The 17,989-nt window shown below is 64.2% G+C and carries 20 protein-coding genes; 10 read left to right on the top strand and 10 right to left on the bottom strand.

From position 1 onward, the window contains the following. A partial coding sequence (locus tag U1E69_RS18990) for a hypothetical protein (RefSeq protein WP_322245986.1) occupies positions 1–195 on the bottom strand: 195 nt, incomplete at its 3' end. On the opposite strand from U1E69_RS18990, the gene U1E69_RS18985 reads away from it, so the two are divergent. Together U1E69_RS18985 and U1E69_RS18980 are read left to right on the top strand one after the other, a co-directional pair. Further along, the gene (locus U1E69_RS18985) at positions 194–619 is read left to right on the top strand and encodes a hypothetical protein (protein WP_322245985.1); all 426 of its coding nucleotides are present in this window, start codon (positions 194–196) and stop codon (positions 617–619) included. The genes U1E69_RS18990 and U1E69_RS18985 overlap by 2 nt on opposite strands. 33 nt (positions 620–652) lie before the next feature. Beyond that, on the top strand, positions 653–1,189 hold the full coding sequence (locus U1E69_RS18980) for a helix-turn-helix transcriptional regulator (protein WP_322245984.1): 537 nt from the start codon (positions 653–655) through the stop codon (positions 1,187–1,189). On the opposite strand, the gene U1E69_RS18975 is transcribed toward U1E69_RS18980, so the two are convergent. From U1E69_RS18975 to U1E69_RS18965, 3 genes are all read right to left on the bottom strand, one after another. Further along, the gene (locus U1E69_RS18975) at positions 1,178–1,570 is read right to left on the bottom strand and encodes a group III truncated hemoglobin (protein ID WP_322245983.1); all 393 of its coding nucleotides are present in this window, start codon (positions 1,568–1,570) and stop codon (positions 1,178–1,180) included. The two genes, U1E69_RS18980 and U1E69_RS18975, sit on opposite strands and share 12 nt — an antisense overlap. 84 nt (positions 1,571–1,654) lie before the next feature. Beyond that, entirely contained in the window at positions 1,655–2,023 is a 369-nt protein-coding gene (locus tag U1E69_RS18970) for a DUF2237 domain-containing protein (RefSeq protein ID WP_322245982.1), read from the bottom strand. Positions 2,024–2,140: 117 nt separating this feature from the next. Beyond that, positions 2,141–3,310, bottom strand: coding sequence for an NAD(P)/FAD-dependent oxidoreductase (locus U1E69_RS18965; RefSeq protein ID WP_322245981.1), 1,170 nt, complete (start codon positions 3,308–3,310; stop codon positions 2,141–2,143). A 359-nt stretch (positions 3,311–3,669) separates the two neighbouring features. Between U1E69_RS18965 and ileS the strand changes: the two genes are divergently transcribed. Then, on the top strand, positions 3,670–6,600 hold the full coding sequence (gene ileS, locus U1E69_RS18960; protein ID WP_322245980.1) for an isoleucine--tRNA ligase: 2,931 nt from the start codon (positions 3,670–3,672) through the stop codon (positions 6,598–6,600). Positions 6,601–6,642: 42 nt separating this feature from the next. Here the strand turns inward: ileS and U1E69_RS18955 are convergent, their stop codons facing one another. Beyond that, positions 6,643–6,858, bottom strand: a complete 216-nt coding sequence (locus U1E69_RS18955; RefSeq protein ID WP_322245979.1) for a DUF1127 domain-containing protein — start codon at positions 6,856–6,858, stop codon at positions 6,643–6,645. Between the two features lie 101 nt (positions 6,859–6,959). Here U1E69_RS18955 and U1E69_RS18950 point away from each other — a divergent pair, with 101 nt between their 5' ends. The 4 genes from U1E69_RS18950 (at position 6,960) to U1E69_RS18935 (ending at position 9,488) form a co-directional block, all read left to right on the top strand. Continuing rightward, positions 6,960–7,829 (top strand): LysR family transcriptional regulator, encoded by an 870-nt coding sequence (locus tag U1E69_RS18950; protein ID WP_322245978.1) that lies wholly within the window; start codon positions 6,960–6,962, stop codon positions 7,827–7,829. A gap of 23 nt (positions 7,830–7,852) precedes the next feature. After that, positions 7,853–8,284, top strand: coding sequence for a methylated-DNA--[protein]-cysteine S-methyltransferase (locus tag U1E69_RS18945; protein WP_322245977.1), 432 nt, complete (start codon positions 7,853–7,855; stop codon positions 8,282–8,284). Beyond that, complete coding sequence (locus U1E69_RS18940; RefSeq protein WP_322245976.1) at positions 8,281–8,508, top strand: DUF3253 domain-containing protein; 228 nt, start codon at positions 8,281–8,283, stop codon at positions 8,506–8,508. Before U1E69_RS18945 ends, U1E69_RS18940 begins: the two co-directional genes overlap by 4 nt. A gap of 143 nt (positions 8,509–8,651) precedes the next feature. After that, a complete protein-coding gene (locus U1E69_RS18935) occupies positions 8,652–9,488 on the top strand; it encodes a DMT family transporter (protein WP_322245975.1) in 837 nt (278 codons plus the stop codon). Positions 9,489–9,568: 80 nt separating this feature from the next. Here the strand turns inward: U1E69_RS18935 and U1E69_RS18930 are convergent, their stop codons facing one another. Genes U1E69_RS18930 through U1E69_RS18920 form a run of 3 tightly spaced genes read right to left on the bottom strand, consistent with a single transcriptional unit; the run spans position 9,569 to position 11,946 of the window. Next, on the bottom strand, positions 9,569–10,273 hold the full coding sequence (locus U1E69_RS18930) for a CDP-alcohol phosphatidyltransferase family protein (protein ID WP_322245974.1): 705 nt from the start codon (positions 10,271–10,273) through the stop codon (positions 9,569–9,571). 51 nt (positions 10,274–10,324) lie between these two features. Further along, positions 10,325–11,260, bottom strand: coding sequence for a tyrosine recombinase XerC (locus U1E69_RS18925; RefSeq protein ID WP_322245973.1), 936 nt, complete (start codon positions 11,258–11,260; stop codon positions 10,325–10,327). Then, on the bottom strand, positions 11,248–11,946 hold the full coding sequence (locus U1E69_RS18920; protein ID WP_322245972.1) for a DUF484 family protein: 699 nt from the start codon (positions 11,944–11,946) through the stop codon (positions 11,248–11,250). Before U1E69_RS18920 ends, U1E69_RS18925 begins: the two co-directional genes overlap by 13 nt. Before the next feature lie 216 nt (positions 11,947–12,162). On the opposite strand from U1E69_RS18920, the gene U1E69_RS18915 reads away from it, so the two are divergent. Beyond that, on the top strand, positions 12,163–12,669 hold the full coding sequence (locus tag U1E69_RS18915; protein ID WP_322245971.1) for a BrnA antitoxin family protein: 507 nt from the start codon (positions 12,163–12,165) through the stop codon (positions 12,667–12,669). A gap of 416 nt (positions 12,670–13,085) precedes the next feature. Here the strand turns inward: U1E69_RS18915 and U1E69_RS18910 are convergent, their stop codons facing one another. Together U1E69_RS18910 and fsa are read right to left on the bottom strand one after the other, a co-directional pair. Then, on the bottom strand, positions 13,086–14,288 hold the full coding sequence (locus U1E69_RS18910) for an AAA family ATPase (RefSeq protein WP_322245970.1): 1,203 nt from the start codon (positions 14,286–14,288) through the stop codon (positions 13,086–13,088). 140 nt (positions 14,289–14,428) lie between these two features. Then, positions 14,429–15,082, bottom strand: a complete 654-nt coding sequence (fsa, locus tag U1E69_RS18905; RefSeq protein ID WP_322245969.1) for a fructose-6-phosphate aldolase — start codon at positions 15,080–15,082, stop codon at positions 14,429–14,431. A 79-nt stretch (positions 15,083–15,161) separates the two neighbouring features. Between fsa and U1E69_RS18900 the strand changes: the two genes are divergently transcribed. Then, a complete protein-coding gene (locus tag U1E69_RS18900) occupies positions 15,162–17,372 on the top strand; it encodes a primosomal protein N' (RefSeq protein ID WP_322245968.1) in 2,211 nt (736 codons plus the stop codon). 61 nt (positions 17,373–17,433) lie between these two features. Beyond that, on the top strand, positions 17,434–17,989 hold a 556-nt coding region (locus U1E69_RS18895), incomplete at its 3' end, for a hypothetical protein (RefSeq protein ID WP_322245967.1).

Genomic DNA, 17,989 nt, shown 5'->3' with positions numbered 1-17,989 from the left:
CACGACGACGACGATGATGATGACGATGATGACGGCGACGATCATGGCTCGGACCATGACGATGACGATGATGATGATGATGATGACGACAAGGACGACAACTGAGGTCGGACTCTGACCTGTGCTCGGGCCCCGGTCTTGCCGGGGTCCGACCCATGTCGCATAGTCGGCCTGAACCTGGGTGGGGTATGACATGAAACGCCGGGCGTTTCTTATCGGGCTGGTGACGGGGGCTGCGGTGGCAGGTCCTGCGCTGGCTCAGGGGGTTGTGGACGACATTGTCGCCCAGCTGAAGCGACAGGGCTTCCGCTCTGTCGTCACGGAACGCACCCTGCTGGGACGCGTTCGGATTGTTGCATCGCGCGGCGATGGCGCGCGCGAGATCATCATCAACCCACGCACCGGAGAGATCCTGCGCGATTTCTGGTCACCTAAATCCGGCGGCAAGGGCAAGGTCGAGATCATCGAGGATCGTTCCCGCTCGGGCAGGTCGCACGACGATGATGATGATGACGATGATGACGATGACGATGACGACGATGACGATGATGATGATGACGACAACAGCGGCAGTGGTGGTGGCGGTGACGACGGAGACGACGACGACGACGACGACTGATCCTGTGACAGGGCACGCGGATCGGGCATCGGCGTGAAGCGCGCGGCCCCCTTCATCGCGATCTTCGTGATCCAGGCGCTGTGCGCCTTTTTCTTCGTGTCTGACATCCTGTCATCCTTCTTCGGATTTCAGACCGCGCCAATCAGCTGGGAGATGCGCGAACTGCTGGAGATCGGCGCGGCGTTCGGGCTGATCCTTGGGGTGGTGATCGGCGGCATGATGCTGCGGCGGGCGCTGCGGGACCGACACTCTGCCGAGGAACAACTTCGGCGGGCGTCGGGGGCCTTCATGGACCTTCTGCAGGAACGCTTTGCGGAATGGGGGCTGACGCCGTCGGAAAAGGACGTGGCACTGTTTGCGATCAAGGGCATGTCGACCTCGGAAATCGCCGCGTTGCGCGCGACGTCCGAGGGCACCGTGAAGGCGCAGACCAATGCGATCTACCGCAAGGCCGGAGTCAGCGGTCGGTCGCAGCTTCTGTCGCTGTTCATCGAGGATCTGATGCGCGACGACGGGGCGGTGCGTCCGATGCCTGCGGCCCCGGCCTCGACCATGATCTCAGCGAAGTGAGGGCGGCGCGCCCCGGTCCCCCTGCATCCCGAACATGAGGCCGCGCCCGATGCGGTGGGCCAGCGCAGACCACTGCGCGGCGGTTTCGGGCGGGAGTTCCAGCTTGAGCACGCTGTCGAACAGGCCAAGCCAGACATCGAACATCCCCAGCCGGACATTCCCTGCCGCGCGGTGGACGGCCAGCGGGTTCCCGTCGTAGCTGCGTTCGTGCAGGATGGCGTTGCGCCAGAAGCGGGTGATCTTCGCCTCGTGCGCGGGCCAGTCGGTGACATGGGCCGCAAAGACCGGTCCAAGGCCGGGGTGGTCGCGGACACAGGTGTAGAATGTCGCCACGACGCGGGCGATCTGGTCTTCGGTGACATCGAAGCGGGGCGGTATCATGGGGTTCGCTCGTCGTCGCGCTTTCCGCGCGCTCCTCGCTGGTGTCGCGCGGGGCAGGACGGAAGTCCATCGGCGCGCAGCGGGTCAGTCGGTGGCGTATTGCCGCAGGATGTCCAGCGGGACGACGGCAAGGGTGGCCTCGTGCGTCGCGGCAAGGCGGACCTTGGGGGCAGCACCCTCTTCATGCGCCTGCAGGAACCGGGCGGCGCAAAGGCACCACTGGTCGCCGGGCTTCAGCCCCTGAAACCCGAATTCAGGCCGGGGGGTCGAGAGGTCATTGCCGAGGTATTTCGACAGGGCCAGAAACTCGGCCGTCATCAGGGCGCAGAAGGTGTGCAGACCGCGGTCCATCGGGCCGGTGTTGCAGCAGCCATCGCGGAAAAAGCCGGTGACCGGGTCAGAGGAGCAGGGCTGCAGATCCTGCCCAAGGACGTTGAGGGATGCAAGTTTCATGGGGTCAGGATGGCAGGTCGGAGACGGGCTGTCCAGCCTTGTCCACGCAGGACACCCGGAGCGTTGCCAATGAATTCAATCGCTTGGGTGTGGGCAGTCAGCAAGTGTTTACCGTGATCACGTGTCGCCGGGTTGGCCCGCGATGGGCGGAATCAGGTCGCCAGAGACGAGGGCCGAGAGGATGCGCGGCAGGGGCCAGAGGCGCGAGAGCGGCGACATCAGGTGATCTCGGGCAGCGGGCAGGGCGCGGCTGTGCGACTGGTATTGCGGGGTGAAGGCGGCAGAAAGGGTCTGGTACAGGCCCAGGTGCCAGCGGCGGGTCTGGCGGTAGCGGGGCAGGGCGTCCTCCAGCGGAAGCCGAAGCGCAAGGGCCAGCGCCCGCGCGTCGAGCAGCGCCATGTTTGCGCCCTGGCCAAGCTGCGGGCTGGCGCGGTGGGCGGCGTCGCCGATGTGGATCAGGCGCAGGCTGTGGGGCTTGGCAAGGGTCCCGTGACTGTAGCGGGCGGGGGTGAGTTGGACCTTGTCGGTGATCTGGGCCAGGAAGGGGGACAAGGCGGGCCAGAAGGTGGTGACCTCGGCCTTCCAGTCGTTCAGGTCCCGTTCCGGCCAGGCGTCAAGGTCGGCGGCCGGAAGCGACCAGAAGATGGCAGCCCTTGGGGTCGGATCGTCGGGCAGGTGTCCGATGGGCAGGATGCCGGCCATGCGTGAGGCATGGTGGTACCGCTGGCGCAGTTCATTTCCGGGCAGGTCCGTGACGGGCCAGGGGACATGGGCCCAGACGGCTCCGAACGGGAGGGGTTTGGCCTTGAGCGGGGAAAGTCTTGAGGCCGCGCCCGAGGCGTCGACGATCAGGTCGAAGGGGCCGTGGTCGCCCCGGTCGGTGGTGAAGTGGATGCCCGTCGGCCCCTCTCGCGTGCCGGTGGCGGTGTGGCCGGTGGTGGGGTTGACCCCGGCGCGGGTGGCAGCCTGCCACAGGCAGTGGAACAGGGCAGAGCGGTGCATGGCAAGGCCGGGCTGGCCGGGCCGGTAGGCCACGTCAAGCGCAATACGGCTGCCAGAGTGGCCAAGCATCCGGGTCAGGGGTGCGCCAAGGCTGCGAGCCTCGTCCCCCGCGCCGAGGGCGTCCAGGACGGCAAGCCCGACGGGCTGGACCACAAGGCCGGAGCCGACGGGTCTGGCTTCTGCGAAGCGTTCGAAAAGGGTGACGGCGTGGCCGTCCTGCGCAAGAAGCGTTGCGGCGGCGAGGCCACCCATCCCGGCCCCGGCGATGGCGATGCGGTAAGTCATGCGCGCATCGGTGGCAAAGGATTGCGGCTTTCGCAAGGGCGGCGGTGTCGCGGGTCGGGACGGGTTTGGAATTGAGCGCTGGCGCGCAAGCCTTTTGTCTCGTCGTCGGGCTGCGCCTCCTCCTCGGTGACGGGGGCGCTTCGCCCCCCGGGACCCCCAGAGGATATTTGGTGCCAGGTGAAAGACGTCGGGCCGGGCTGGACCGTTCCCCGGCCTTTGTCTATAAGGCCCGGCATGCAGATGGGTCCGGTTCTTCGCGCGCGAATTACTTGCCCGGCGGGCTGAGGCCCGGCCGGGTTTTCCTGTTGTCGCTGGCCCTTTCCCGGGCCGACCTGCCCCTGATTTGAGGTTTCCCTGCCATGTGCGCCGATACCGCCGCCCCCACCTCTGACACGCCCGACTATCGCGATACCGTTTTCCTGCCCGAGACCGCCTTCCCGATGCGGGCGGGCCTGCCCCAGCGCGAGCCGGAATGGCTGGCGCGGTGGGAGCGGATCGGAGTCTATGACCGGCTGCGGTGCTCTGCCGCGGGGCGGGCGCCATTCGTGCTGCATGACGGCCCTCCCTATGCCAACGGGCACCTGCACATCGGCCATGCGCTGAACAAGGTGCTGAAGGACATGGTGGTCCGGTCCCAGCAGATGATGGGCCGCGATGCCCGTTATGTGCCTGGCTGGGATTGTCACGGATTGCCGATCGAGTGGAAGATTGAGGAGCAATACCGCGCTAAGGGCCTGAACAAGGACGACGTGGACATCGTCGATTTCCGCCAGGAATGCCGCCGCTTTGCCGAGGGCTGGATCGGGGTGCAGCGCGAGGAGTTCAAGCGGCTGGGCGTCACGGGGAAGTGGGACCGGCCTTACCTCACGATGGACTACCACGCCGAGGCGGTGATCGCGGACGAGTTCATGAAGTTCGTCATGAACGGGTCGCTGTATCAAGGGTCGAAGCCGGTGATGTGGTCTCCGGTGGAGAAGACCGCGCTGGCCGAGGCGGAGGTGGAGTATCACGACCATACCAGCCATCAGGTCTGGGTGCGGTTCCGGGTGATCCACGGGGACGCTGTCTTTACCAAGACGCCGACCGATGTGGTGATCTGGACGACCACCCCCTGGACCATCCCGCAGAACCGGGCGGTGGCCTTCGGACCGGAGATCGCCTACGGGCTTTACGAGATCATCGGTCGGCCGGAGGAGAGTTCGGCGACCATCGGGCACCGTGTGATCGTTGCGGACAAGCTGGCAGAAGCCGTGTTCAGTCAGGCCAAGCTGGTTGGGCCGGAGATGGTGCGCCGACTGGGCGATATCTCGGCGGCGGACCTTGCCGGTTTCGTCATGGCCCACCCCTTCCGTTCCATCGAAGGCGGCAACGGTGAGTGGGACTATGATGTCCCGATGCTCCCCGGCGACCATGTCACCGACGATGCGGGGACGGGGTTCGTGCATACGGCTCCTTCCCACGGCGACGACGACTATCAGCTGGGCGTGAAGTTTGGCCTGCCGATGACCTACAACGTCGAGGCGGATGGGTCGTATCGCGCCGACCTGCCGCTCTTTGGCGGGCAGCACATCATCACTCCGGATGGGAAAGAGGGACCGGCGAACGTGTCGGTCATCAAGCAACTCGCCTACTCCGGCGCGCTGTTTGCCAAGGCGAAGTTGAAGCATTCCTACCCGCATTCGTGGAGGTCGAAGGCGCCGGTCATCTATCGCAACACGCCGCAGTGGTTTGTCGCCATCGACAAGACGCTGGACGACGGGCTGTCGACCTATGGCGCGACGATCCGGGCGCGGGCGCTGACCTCGATCAATCAGCTGGTCGACTGGACGCCCTCGACCGGGCGGAACCGGCTGTTTTCGATGATTGAGGCGCGCCCGGATTGGGTGCTGTCGCGGCAGCGCGCCTGGGGCGTGCCGCTGACGGCCTTCGTCAAGAAGGGCGCGCGGCCGGATGCACCGGACTTCCTGTTGCGCAACGCCGAGGTCAACGCCCGGATCAAGGCGGCGTTCGAGGCTGACGGGGCCGATGTCTGGTATGTGCAAGGATTCAAGGAGAAGATGCTCTCTGGCATCGTGAATCCGTTGGATTATGAACAGGTCTTCGACGTGCTGGACGTCTGGTTTGACTCAGGGTCCACTCATGCCTTCGTGCTGCGCGACCGCGAGGATGGGTCGCCGGACGGGATTGCGGACCTGTATCTGGAGGGCACCGACCAGCATCGCGGGTGGTTCCATTCCTCGATGCTGCAGGCCTGCGGGACCAAGGGGCGGGCGCCGTATCGCGGCGTGCTGACTCACGGCTTCACGCTGGACGAGAAGGGCATGAAGATGTCCAAATCCTTGGGCAACACCGTGGCGCCCGAGGAAGTCATCAAGGAATACGGCGCGGATATCCTGCGGCTTTGGGTGGCGCAGTCGGATTACACCGTGGACCTGCGCATCGGGAAGGAGATCCTGAAAGGCGTCGCCGACAGCTACAGGCGTCTGCGCAACACGATGCGGTATATGCTTGGCGCGCTGAAGGGGTTCACCGAGGCCGAGCGTGTCGACGTGACGGACATGCCGGAGAGCGAACGGTTCATCCTGCACCGGCTGGCGGAACTGGATGCCGAAGTGCGCGAGGGCTATGCCAGGTACGACTTCCAGGGGGTGTTCCAGAAGCTCTTCACCTTCTGCACCACCGACCTGTCGGCGATCTATTTCGACGTCCGCAAGGACAGCCTTTACTGCGATCCGGCGGACAGCCTGACGCGGCGGTCGTGCCGGACGGTGATGGACATCCTGTTCCACCGGCTGACCACCTGGCTGGCCCCGGTTCTGGTCTTCACGATGGAGGAAGTCTGGCTGGAGCGGTTCCCGGGGGAGGAGTCGTCGGTCCACCTGGTCGACTTCCCCGAGACACCAAAGGCCTGGCTGGACGAGGCCCTCGCCGCGAAGTGGAACCACGTGCGCGAGGTGCGCCGGGTGGTCACGGGCGCGCTGGAGGTGCAGCGGACGGCCAAGGTGATCGGCTCCAGCCTGGAGGCGGCGCCGACGGTGTTTGTCTCGCCGGTGATGATGCAGGTGCTGGAGACGGTGAAGTTCGAGGAGTTGTGCATCACCTCGTGCATCTGGCTGTCCACCAAGCCCGCGCCGGAGGACGCGTTCCGGTTGCCGGACGTCGCCGATGTGGCCGTGGTCTTCGCGCCGGCCACGGGTGAGAAGTGCGATCGCTGCTGGCGCGTCTTGCCGGACGTCGGCACGCACAAGCACCCCGGCACCTGCCAGCGCTGCAACGACGCGCTGGGCTAAGGGAAAAATCTTCGCCGAGGGCCCCAGACCCCCGGCGAAGAGTCAGGCCGAAGCGCTTACGGGGAGACCGCGGGGCGTCGGCGTCGAATGAAAGCGCAATGTCTTGACCTGCGCATCGGCAAGGATGTCGCCGCGGCGCAGGGCCACAAGCTCGGCACGGGTCAGACCGATGTCGTCCAGCAAATGATCGTCTTCGCGTTCCAGCAGGAACGCGGTCGAACGGCGCAGCTGCAGAAGGGCGAAGAGGCGGGCGAACATGATGGTCTCCTGTGCTTGAAGCCCAGAGATAGGCCCGGGTTTGACATTTCACAAACGAATAGGTTTGATGGGTGACATAAGCCTGACTCATGGATGGACCGATGCAGCCGCTGGACAGCGATCTGATGCGCAGCTTTCTGGCGGTGGCGGACTCCGGGTCCGTCACGGCGGCAGCGGGGCGGCTTTACCGGACGCAATCGGCGGTCAGCCTGCAGGTCAAGCGGCTGGAGGACAGCCTGGGCCAGCCCCTCTTTCAGCGGCAGGCGCGCGGGGTGGTGCTGACGCCTCGCGGTGAGCAGCTGGTGCCCTATGCGCGGCGGGTGGTGGCGCTTCTGGACGAGGCGGCTGTGGCGCTACGGGAAAAGCCGCTGGTCGGGCCGGTGCGGGTGGGGATCTCGGACGAATACTCCGGGACGGTCCTGCCGCGCGCGCTTGCGGCCTTCGACGAGCGGCACGAAGGGGTGCAGGTCTCGGTCCGGGTGGATCATTCCACGGCGCAGATCGCGGCGCTGGAGGCGGACGAGATCGACCTGGGGGTGATCTACGACTGGCAATACGTGCAGGATGGCGAGGTTCTGTGCATCGACCCGACGGTCTGGGTGACGTCCTTGACGCATGCCCAGCACCTGCGGCGGCCTGTTCCGGTAGCGGTATACTTCAAGTCGGAGTGGAGCCGGGACTACGTGGAAGGTTCGCTGAACCGTCTGGGCATCGACTGGCGCGCGGCCTGGGCCTGCGACATGGCGGGGGGCTTCCGGGTGGCGGTGACGAACGGAATGGCGATTGCCCCCCTGTCCCGCAGCACGATCCCTGCGGGCTGCCGCGAGCTGACGACCGAGGACGGGTTTCCCATCGTCGACCAGGCCCGGGTGGTCCTGCGGCGGAACCCGCGGGGAACCTCTCCGGCGGTGGAGGGGATGGCCGAAGTGCTGCGCCAGGCCTTCGCGCCGCTGCGCGAGGGGCGGCGGTGAGCGGGTCGGTGCGCAGGGCAGGTATGACGGGGCCGTTCGGGCCGGTCAGTCTGGTCGAACGGGATGGCGTCCTCGTGGGGCTGGAGTGGCGGCTGCCCGAAGAACAGGGGGAAAGCGCGCTGCTGGCCGAGGGGCTGGCGCAGCTTGCGGCCTATTTCGCCGGGCAGCTCAGGCGCTTTGATCTGCCGCTCGACTGGGGGACAGGGCTGCACGCCGACGTGCGGCGGGCGATGGCCGCGATTCCCTGGGGCGAGACGCGGACCTACGGCCAGATCGCCAAGGCGGTCGGTGCCCCGGCGCAGGCCGTGGGGCAGGCCTGCGGCGCGAACCCCCTGCCCATCGTGATCCCGTGCCACCGGGTGACGGGAACGAACTGGTTCGGCGGCTTCTCGGCACCCGGCGGGGTCAAGACGAAGGCGGCCCTCTTGCGTCACGAGGGGGCGCTGCTGCTATGACCTGGCTGCGCGAGGCCATCCTTGACCTGGCGTTGCAAAGGGGGCGGGACAAGTCGCTCTGCCCATCCGAGGTGGCGAGGGCTTTGGAGCCAGAGGACTGGCAGGCGCTGATGCCCGAGGTGCGACGGGTGGCGGGGGGGATGCCCGAGATCATGGCAACGCAGAACGGGGTGGAGGTGGACCCTGTCGCGGCACGGGGACCAATCCGGCTGCGGTTGCGCTGAGCGCAGGCGTAGGGTGGGCGATATCGCCCACCCTACCCTTGCCCTGAGCCTATCGACGCCAGGACACTGGACTCAAGCGACGGCTTGTGCGCGATGCCGCCCGGGCTTACGCCTTCTCGTGACAGTTTCATGACAGGTGCGCGTTGAGCCTTGGCATCTTCCTGGCCGTCCTTGGTGCGGCTTTCCTGCATGCGCTGTGGAATGCGCTGATCAAGATGGGGACCTCGAAGGTCGGCGGGATGGTGATCCTGTCCATTGTCGAGGTGCCGATCGGCCTGGCCGTTGTGCTGCTGACCCCGGCCATTGACCGCGCAGCAATCCCCTGGGTCATCGCGGCGGGTTGCACGCATTTCGCCTACAAATTCTTCCTGACCTACGCCTATGACCGGGGCGATCTGAGCCGGGTCTACCCCATCGCGCGGGGGGCCGCTCCGATGATCGTGGCCGTCTTCGGCGCGGCCTTCCTGACCGACGCGGTGACGCAGCAGGAATACATCGGCATCGCGGTGGTGGCGGCCGGCATCCTGCTGATGGCGCGCGGTGTGTTCACCAGCGGCGAGGACCGCAAGCTCTTGCCCTTCGCTCTGGGTTCGGCCTGTGCGACCGCGACCTACACGCTGATCGACGGGATGGGGGCACGGGTCTCGGGCTCACCTGCCGCCTATGTCGCCTGGGTCTTCGTGGCCGATGGCGTGTTCTTCACGCTGGGGATGCTGGCGCTGCGCGGCTGGGACGTGATCCCGCGCAACTGGCAGGCCTGGCGGATGGGCTCCTTCGCGTCAGCGGCCAGCTACGGGGCCTATGCGGTGTCGATCTGGGCGATGACGACGGCACCCATCGCCGTGGTCGCCGCCCTGCGCGAGACCTCGATCCTGTTTGCGGTGCTGATCGGCTGGCTGATCTTCGGCGAGAAGATGACCGGAGAGAAGGCCGTGGCGGCGCTTATCATCGTGGCGGGCGTGATGCTGACGCGGCTTTGAACGGGCCGCTCGTCGTACGTCTTCGACGTCTCCTCGCTCGACGCAGCGAGGAGTGACGCAGTCATCGACGAGCGTTCCGTCTAACGCACCCGGCGGATGCCTTCGGGGATGATCTGCTGCGCGATCCCTGCCAGCATCAGGTACATCGAGGTCAGCACCAGAAGCCACTTCGCCACCGGACCCTCGTTGAAATCCCACCAGGCGGCCCAGCCGGCCAGGACGATCCAGGCGATGCAGACGCCAAGCGACAGCTCGTACCAGCGACTGGTGCGAACGGGATGGATGAACTTGAGATTGGTGAACATCGTCACCGTCAGCAGGATCACCACCATCAGGATCACCGCCTCGCCAGGCTTGGTCGCGAACAGGACCAGGACCACCATGTTCCAGCAGGCCGGAAAGCCCGCAAAGCTTTTGTCCTTGGTCTTCATGCGGGTGTCCGCGAAATACACCACCGAGCCGAAGCAGATCACGATGATCGCCAGCCAGCCGGTCCAGCCGGGCAGGAGTCCGGACTGGAACAGCGCGAAGGCCGGGATGAAGACATAGGTCAGATAGTCCACGATCAGGTCCATCAGCACGCCATCATAGGTCGGCCAGTTCGTGTGGACCTCGTACTTGCGGGCCAGCGGGCCATCGATCCCGTCGACGATCAGCGCCAGCACCAGCCAGAGGAACATCAGGCTCCATTCGCCTTTCACGGCGGCAAGCATGGCGAACATGGCCAGCACGGCGCCAGAGGCGGTGAGCAGGTGAACAGAGAGGGCTTTCAGACGCGGGCTCATGGGGACTTGATGGCGGATTACGGGGCGCGGTGCAACTGGGAGGTGCCGCAATCAGGCCCGGGGGTGGGCTTTTTCGTAGACTTCCATCAGCCGGGCGGCATCGACGGCGGTGTAGGCCTGGGTGGTGGAGAGCGACGCATGGCCGAGCAGTTCCTGGATCGCGCGCAAGTCTCCGCCGGCGGACAAGAGGTGCGTGGCAAAGCTGTGCCGCAGCGCATGGGGTGTGGCGGTGGCGGGCAGACCCAGGCGAAGGCGGGCCCGCTCCATCGCGGCCTGGATCAGACGCGGATTGACCGGGCCGCCGCGTGCGCCGCGGAAGAGGGGGTCTTTCGCAGCAAGGTCGTAAGGGCACAGCCGCACATATTCAGCAACGGCCTCGGCGGCGGCGGGGATCACCGGGACGGGCCGGGTCTTGCCGCCCTTGCCGGTGATGCGCAGTGTCGGCGGCATGGGGTGGTCCGTCCCGGTAAGGGAAAGCGCCTCGGATATGCGCAGGCCGAGGCCGTAGAGGAGCGTGGCGATGGCGGTGTCGCGCGCGGCGATCCAGTCTTCGCGGGCGTCGGTGCCGATTTCCGTCAGCATCGCGGCGGCGCCGTCTTCCGACAGGGGGCGGGGGAGCTTGCGGCGGAACTTGGGGCCGCGGGCGGAAAGGACGGTGGTCGCGTCTGTGTTGGTCCGATCGGCGGCCCATGCGGTGAAGCCTTTGATGGCCGACAGGGCGCGGGCCAGGGACCTTGCAGACAGGCCGCGGGCGCGTTCCTCGGCCATCCAGGCGCGGAGGTCGGATTGGGTGGTGCGGGCGACGGCGGCGATACCCTGGTCCCCGCCACTGTGGGCGGAGAGGAACTTCAGGTAGCGAGCAACGTCGCGGCGGTAGGCTTCGACCGTGTTAACCGAAGCACCCTCCAGCGCCTGCAGGTGTGAAAGCCACTGCGCCAGCGCGGCCCCAAGGGCGGGGGCGAGGAAGGGGTCGCTCAGCCGAGCCACCGGCGCATCGAGCGTTCGAAGACGCCCGCGAAAAACTGAAGAAGATCAGTGCCGTGGGTGGACTTGAACTGGGTCGGGTCTTCCGACGCAAAAACCAGCATCCCCGGCAGGCGGTTGGGGCCGAGGTCGAGTTTCATCAGGGCTTCCGATTGCAGATCCTCGGCCCGGTTGCCGTAAAGATTAACGGCAAGGGCGGTCACGGAACGCAGCACGATCTGGCGGCCGGGGCCGTTGCGGCCGTTGGTCAGGTAAGTGCCGACAAAGCCCGCGGGGGCGACTTGCAGCACTTCGCCCAGGCGGCGGAGGGTGGGGTCGGCGTCGGGGTCGTCTTGCAGGGTTTCGAGGACCAGGCGGACCGTGTCGACGCGGAGGGTCTGGGCGACCTCGCCGGTCAGGGCCTTGATGAAGCTTTCGAAATTCGTGGGCTCCAGCAGTTGCAGGACGGCGCGGTGGACCTGGTTGGTGCCGGCCAGGTTCTCGTAAGCCGCTGCAATCACTGACCTATGTGTGTCCTCCAGCCGGTCAAGACGGCTTTCCAGACGCTGCATCGCGATGCCGCGGAGGTCGACGATGTTCGCGCCCCGTTCGCGCTCGTTGGCGGAGACGAGGGCGTTCATCACGTCGCGGTCTTCGAGGAGCCGCTCAGGCTCGGCAAGGATCCGGTCGCGGAGGTCGGGTTCGATCATGGGAGGGCCAGTTTCCGTCGGAATTCCTGCGGACTATAGGCCGAAGCTCAGGTGGATGGCGACAGGTTTTCGATGGGGGTGGCGGCGGATGGGGCAGGGATGCAACAGTGGGTCTGGACAGCGTCGGGTTCCGGTATGGAAACCGTCCATACGCACGTATGGGTCGGCTGGCGTTAACCTTTGGGTGGGATCGTGGGGGCCGCAAAGGACTCCGCCATGCCTGACCTCAAGAAACAGACCCCCCGCCAGCGTGCCCAGATGACCTACATGATGGACGTCATGCGGCGTCTGGAATGGGACCTGCACAACACCATCGAACTGACGGGGCGCATCCCCGAGGAGTGGCACCAGATCGCCACGGCGACGCCCCGCGCGGCGAAGGTGAAGGTGACGCTGGCGCTGGAGGCGGATGTGTTGAAGTTCTTCCGGTCCATGGGCGAGGGGTACGGGCCGCGGATCAACGACGTCTTGCGCAGCTACATGCACGCGCGGCTGGCCGGGGTGATCCGGGGGGCCGAGACGCTGGCGCATTACCGGGAGCGGGAGGAGGCTTGGTCGGGGGAGAAGCCGCAGTTCGGGGATGTGGCGAAGGCGATGGGCGGGGACTGGGAGGACGTGGGGCCGCCGGTGGAGCAGGCGGCGCGAGCCGTCGTGCAGGAGAGGGTGCAGAAGGGGGTGGCGGAGGGGGAGGAGCGGGTGTTTGGCGGGCCGTTGGTGCGGTGAGGGGCTATATGGAAATAGTCACACGCTTGGTTCCTACCTTTATCTCGCCGGACCAGTGCTTCCCTAGTGCCTTCTTGAGACGTTCGAGGTGCTTGAATCGTTTTGCAGGAATCGGTGACGTCGTTACAACTATGACCGGAGTAATGGGCATTCGAGGTACAAACTTGCAGTTCTCAAAGGTGGAAGCGATCTGTTCAACAGCGCCAGCAAAGTCACCACCCTTCAATTCAACAAGCCAATATACGTTGTCAGCCTGAACTCCAAAGTCACAACGCTTGATGGGGTCAGTCTCAGAGACCAAACATCCATCAATTTCGTACTTGGTCAATTGTTTACCTGACTTGTTCTCTATGAAAAACGACGACAAGCGTTTTCCGTCTTGGCAGCTCACGTGTCCACTGGTTAGAATAATGCATTTACTCATCATATGCTTTCATAAACTCACCGGCTATCGCCTCTGAGACACTATCCAGCTCATTAGTGTCGATCAATCCTGACTCCTCATCAATTAACGGGGACAAGGAACCGTTTGACGTCAAGTGGGCCGAGATTGCCAATGGTCGTTCGGCGTGGCGTTTCTCGCGCTCGATATGATAGTTTAAGCAGGCCAGCATGTAGGGAGAATGGGTTGTGAACAGCATTCTGCAGCCGCTTGCTTTTGCGCACTCAACCATCAAATCAAGAACATACTTCTGAGCCTCAGGGAATAGATGCGCTTCGGGCTCTTCAATAATTAGCAGTTGTGACAGTTCGTCGGGGTTTGGATACTCCAGAAGTGACAATAGAAGGGGTAATGACTCTTGTTGGCCAGATGACGATGCTTGTAACGGCACATTGCCCCAGGATGTTCCAATATAGTCCTTCGATTTTAGTCGGAAGAAGTCACCGTCGATGACTGGGCGAATCCTCCCGTTTACTTTTGCCCTCTCTTCCTTGCTCATGCCGGACCCAAACCAATCTCCAGCAATCGTTTTCTTTGCGAACTCGTAAAAATTTCCAAATTGAGCCATTAGTGGATCAATTCTCTTCTCGGAGGCAAGAAACGCAAATAGCTCTTCACTTACAGTCGAATAGAAGGATCTAGAAGCTGGAACAAAGAGTACCTTTGGCACGGTGGCGAAGAATTCTTTGCGTTCTTGCGAAGACTGATAGTAGAAATATATGGAGGCAGTTCTTCTCTGTTTCTTGTTCTCATTCTCTTTAAGGTAGTTCTTGAAATCCTTCTTTATGTTAGAGCCAATTTTGTCTAATTCGGAATTCTGAGAAATTTTTGGCCTATGGCCGGCAAATGTCCGCTCGATGCAAATGCTTACATCTCCAAGATAATACGTTGCCTGGAACGGCTTGTCGTAGCCCAATAAGTTTCCAAAAAGCAGTAAGAATTCCCCAAGTTGTTCACTCTTGAATGCCCTAAAGTCAAAGTCAGGTGACCCAACGCTATTGGCGTAAGCAGAAATGTACATGCGCCCAAAATATATAAGTTTGGCGATGATCGATTTTCCAGTCGCCTGTTTGCCGATTAGGGCGCCAATGTCCGTAAGTGCAAAGCTCGCTGAACGAATGGAGAGAAGATTCCTTATTTCTACACGCTCGTTGGTGTCGTCAAAATTCTTAAGCATTCAGATCGTCCGATCAGAGCGGCAAAGATTCGCCGGTTTTCGTGAGCCTATCGGCCGATAGTGCTTGGCACAATCGGATAGTATATTTCAGGACCAGCATGTTGGTGCTGGTCTAAGCCGACCGATAATGTATCCCGCCACTATAGGATCTTCTGACCCGTCTTCGCCCAGTCGGCGTTGAACTGGTCGAGGCCCTTGTCGGTCAGGACGTGGCTTGCCAGCGCCTTGATCACGGCCGGGGGGGCGGTGACGACGTCGGCTCCGATCAGGGCGCAGTCCTTGACGTGGTTGGCGGTGCGGATCGAGGCCGCAAGGATCTGGGTCTTGAAGTCGTAGTTGTCATAGATCGTGCGGATGTCGCCGATCAGGTCGAGGCCGTCGAGGTTGATGTCGTCCAGCCGCCCGATGAAGGGCGAGATGAAGGTCGCTCCGGCCTTGGCGGCGATCAGGGCCTGGTTGGCGGAAAAGCAGAGGGTGACGTTGACCATGAAGCCCTCAGACGACAGGACCTTGCAGGTCTTGAGGCCGTCCCAGGTCAGCGGGACTTTCACGGCGATGTTGGGGGCGATGGCGGCGAGTTTGCGGCCCTCGGCGATCATGTCCTCGGCTTTCAGGGCCACGACTTCGGCTGAAACGGGGCCGGTGACGAAGGAGCAGATCTCTTTGGTGACTTCCAGGATGTTGCGGCCGGATTTCAGGATCAGCGACGGGTTGGTAGTGACGCCGTCGACCATGCCGAGGTCGTGAAGCTCACGGATGGCGTCGACGTCGGCGGTGTCGATGAAGAATTTCATTGGGGGCCTCCTTGGCGGTTGCGGGGGGTGCAACGCGGGGGTTGAATGCTCTCGGGTCGCGGTTTAGCCCAAACGGCGGATGAGCGAAAGGTTTCAGGTGGCGGACCGGGTCTATCAGGCGGGCGATCTGGTCGGGGTGCTGACGACGGAACCTTTGGGCCGGGTGCTGGACTATCGCGCGCCGGAGGGCGGCTGCGGCGACGGGGATTTCGTCGAGGTGCCGCTGGGGCCGCGGAAGGTGCTGGGTGTGGTCTGGGGGCCTGCGGTCGGGGGATGGGACCCGGCGAAGGTGCGGCCGGTGGGGCGGGTGCTGGATGCGCGGCCGATGCGGTTGGAGTTGCGGTCGTTTCTTGGTCGCGCAGCGGAGTACACGCTGACGCCGTTGCCGGCGATGCTGCGGTTGGCGACCAGGACTCCGGGGTTGGGGGAGCCTGCGTCGGTGCGGCGGGTGTACCGGTTGAGTGGTGTGGTGCCCAACAGTCTGACCGAGGCGCGGCATCGGGTGGTGGAGGCGTTGCGGTCGTTCGGGGGGGCTCCGGTCACTTTGGGCGAGCTGGTGGAGGCGGCTTCTTGCGGCAGTTCGGTCGTTAAGGGGTTGGTGAAGCTGGGGGTAGTGGCGGAGGTGGATGCGCCGCGGGATACTCCTTACCCCCGGCTGTCGGCGGGTGTCGGGGTGCGGCTGCAGGGGGAGCAGGTCGCGGCGGGGGATGCGCTGGTCGCGGCGGTGGCGATGGGGGGGTATTCGGCGACGCTCTTGAAGGGGGTGACGGGGTCGGGGAAGACCGAGGTCTACCTGGAGGCGGTGGCGGAGTGTCTGCGGGCCGGGCGGCAGGCGTTGGTCTTGTTGCCGGAGATTGCGCTGACGGCGGAGTTTCTGACTCGGGTGGAGGCTCGGTTCGGGGCGCGGCCGGCGGAGTGGCATTCGGGCGTCACGATGACGGAACGGCGGCGGCTGTGGAAGATGGCGGCGGAGGGGGAGGCGGGGCTGGTCGTGGGCGCGCGGTCGGCGCTTTTCCTGCCGTTCCAGGACTTGGGGCTGATCGTCGTCGATGAGGAGCATGACACCTCCTACAAGCAGGAGGAGGGGGTCCTTTATAACGCGCGGGACATGGCGGTGCTGCGGGCGGCGATTGCCGGGTGCGCGGTGGTGCTGGCTAGCGCCACGCCGTCGCTGGAGACCTGGGCGAATGTCGAGGCGGGGAAGTATCAGCGGCTGGACCTTGGGTCCCGGTTCGGGGCGGCGGAAATGCCGGAGATGCGGGCGATTGATATGCGGTCGGAACGGCTGCCTTCGGACCGCTGGATTTCCCCGACATTGGCCGCGAAGGTTGATGTGGTGGTTGCGCGGGGCGAGCAGGCGCTGTTGTTCCTGAACCGGCGGGGGTTCGCCCCGGTGACTTTGTGCCGGGCCTGCGGGCATCAGGTGGGCTGCGACCACTGCGACGCGCGGATGGTGGAGCATCGGTTCCAAAAGCGGCTGGTCTGCCACCAGTGCGGGGCGACGAAGCCGGTGCCTTTGGCTTGTCCTTCGTGCGGCGTCGAGGGACGGATGGCCGCCGTCGGCCCGGGGGTGGAGCGGCTGGCGGAGGAGGTGGCGGCGCGGTTCCCGGAGGCCCGGGTGGCGGTGTTGTCGTCGGACCTGTTCGGGTCGGCGCGCGCGCTGAAGGAGAAGATTGCCGAGATTTCGGGGGGCGGGGCGGACATCATCATCGGCACGCAGATCGTGGCCAAGGGGCACAACTTTCCCCTGCTGACGCTGGTGGGCGTGATTGACGCCGACCTTGGGTTGCAGGGGTCCGACCTGCGGGCGGCGGAGCGGACGTTTCAGCTGATGCGCCAGGTCGCGGGCCGGGCGGGGCGGACGGCGGAGCGGAAGGGCGAGGCCTGGCTCCAGACCCACCAGCCGGAACATCCGGTGATCCGCGCGATCCTGGGCGGGGATGAGGAGGCGTTCTGGCGGGCCGAGGCAGCGGAGCGCCGCGCGTCGGGCGTGCCGCCTTACGGACGGATGGCGGGGATAATCCTGTCGTCGACCGACGTGGCGCAGGTGTTCGATTTCGGCGGGGAGCTGGCGCGGCGGGTCGAGCCGTTGCGGCGGATCGGGGCGGAGGTCTGGGGGCCTGCTCCGGCGCCGATCGCCCGGGTCCGGGGACGGCACCGTGTGCGGCTGCTGGTGAAGGCAGAGAAGGGGGCCCCGTTGCAGGCAGCCTTGGCGGAGTGGCTGGCGCAGTTCAAGCTGCCGAGGGATATGCGGTTGGCGGTGGATATCGATCCGCAGAGTTTTTTGTAACCCGCAAGCTTAATAGCAAGTATCTGTCGACTGACGCAGTTCTTAAGTGGGATTTACCGTGATGAAGATCGAAGAACGTGTAATTGGTGCCATCCAGGCAGGTCTTGAAAGCAACTGGTCAAGAGGGATGGACCTGATTTGCCCGGCAATAGAGGCAACTGCTCGGAAGCGATACGCCAAGAACAAGGTGACGAGCGAAGAGTTCAAGCGCATCTTACGTGAGAGCTACCCGATTATCGAGGCATTTATTGGCGCGGGCCTTGACTTGGCAGGGACGGTTTTCCCGAACGTCAAGATAGAAAGCGACGGTGGAAAATTTATCCAAAAGCCAGATTTTTCTGACATAATCTACCACGCGTTTCGCTGCTCGCTTGCTCACGGGTGGGAAATTGCAAACGAGTTCACCTTCACAGCGAGTCCGTCACAACGAGTTAGCCAATGGCTGATCCATACTGGCGAAGGCCGTATTCACATGCCCGACAAGACACTGTGGGCGCTCATCGCTTGCGTGGTCTTCTGCGAAGCAAATTCTGACATTTCAACGGAAACTGGATTTTGGCTGACATGGGGAGGCGCACCAGCCGCAAGGGAACCTCCTTATCATTTTGACATCGATG

It is taken from the genome of Tabrizicola sp. (assembly GCF_034366665.1).
Lineage (GTDB): Bacteria > Pseudomonadota > Alphaproteobacteria > Rhodobacterales > Rhodobacteraceae > Tabrizicola.
The sequence above is the reverse complement of the archived record's forward strand: the minus strand, read 5'-3'. Positions and strand labels throughout refer to the sequence as shown.

Bases quoted from the DNA above. Each gene is read 5' to 3' on its own strand.
- U1E69_RS18915 (WP_322245971.1), top strand. From the start codon at position 12,163: ATGCCTGACCTCAAGAAACAGACCCCCCGCCAGCGTGCCCAGATGACC.
- U1E69_RS18940 (WP_322245976.1), top strand. From the start codon at position 8,281: ATGACCTGGCTGCGCGAGGCCATCCTTGACCTGGCGTTGCAAAGGGGG.
- U1E69_RS18970 (WP_322245982.1), bottom strand. From the start codon at position 2,023: ATGAAACTTGCATCCCTCAACGTCCTTGGGCAGGATCTGCAGCCCTGC.
- ileS (WP_322245980.1), top strand. From the start codon at position 3,670: ATGTGCGCCGATACCGCCGCCCCCACCTCTGACACGCCCGACTATCGC.
- U1E69_RS18965 (WP_322245981.1), bottom strand. From the start codon at position 3,310: ATGACTTACCGCATCGCCATCGCCGGGGCCGGGATGGGTGGCCTCGCC.
- U1E69_RS18920 (WP_322245972.1), bottom strand. From the start codon at position 11,946: ATGATCGAACCCGACCTCCGCGACCGGATCCTTGCCGAGCCTGAGCGG.
- U1E69_RS18900 (WP_322245968.1), top strand. From the start codon at position 15,162: ATGAGCGAAAGGTTTCAGGTGGCGGACCGGGTCTATCAGGCGGGCGAT.
- U1E69_RS18945 (WP_322245977.1), top strand. From the start codon at position 7,853: ATGACGGGGCCGTTCGGGCCGGTCAGTCTGGTCGAACGGGATGGCGTC.
- U1E69_RS18930 (WP_322245974.1), bottom strand. From the start codon at position 10,273: ATGAGCCCGCGTCTGAAAGCCCTCTCTGTTCACCTGCTCACCGCCTCT.
- U1E69_RS18950 (WP_322245978.1), top strand. From the start codon at position 6,960: ATGCAGCCGCTGGACAGCGATCTGATGCGCAGCTTTCTGGCGGTGGCG.
- U1E69_RS18985 (WP_322245985.1), top strand. From the start codon at position 194: ATGAAACGCCGGGCGTTTCTTATCGGGCTGGTGACGGGGGCTGCGGTG.
- U1E69_RS18955 (WP_322245979.1), bottom strand. From the start codon at position 6,858: ATGTTCGCCCGCCTCTTCGCCCTTCTGCAGCTGCGCCGTTCGACCGCG.
- U1E69_RS18975 (WP_322245983.1), bottom strand. From the start codon at position 1,570: ATGATACCGCCCCGCTTCGATGTCACCGAAGACCAGATCGCCCGCGTC.
- fsa (WP_322245969.1), bottom strand. From the start codon at position 15,082: ATGAAATTCTTCATCGACACCGCCGACGTCGACGCCATCCGTGAGCTT.
- U1E69_RS18910 (WP_322245970.1), bottom strand. From the start codon at position 14,288: ATGCTTAAGAATTTTGACGACACCAACGAGCGTGTAGAAATAAGGAAT.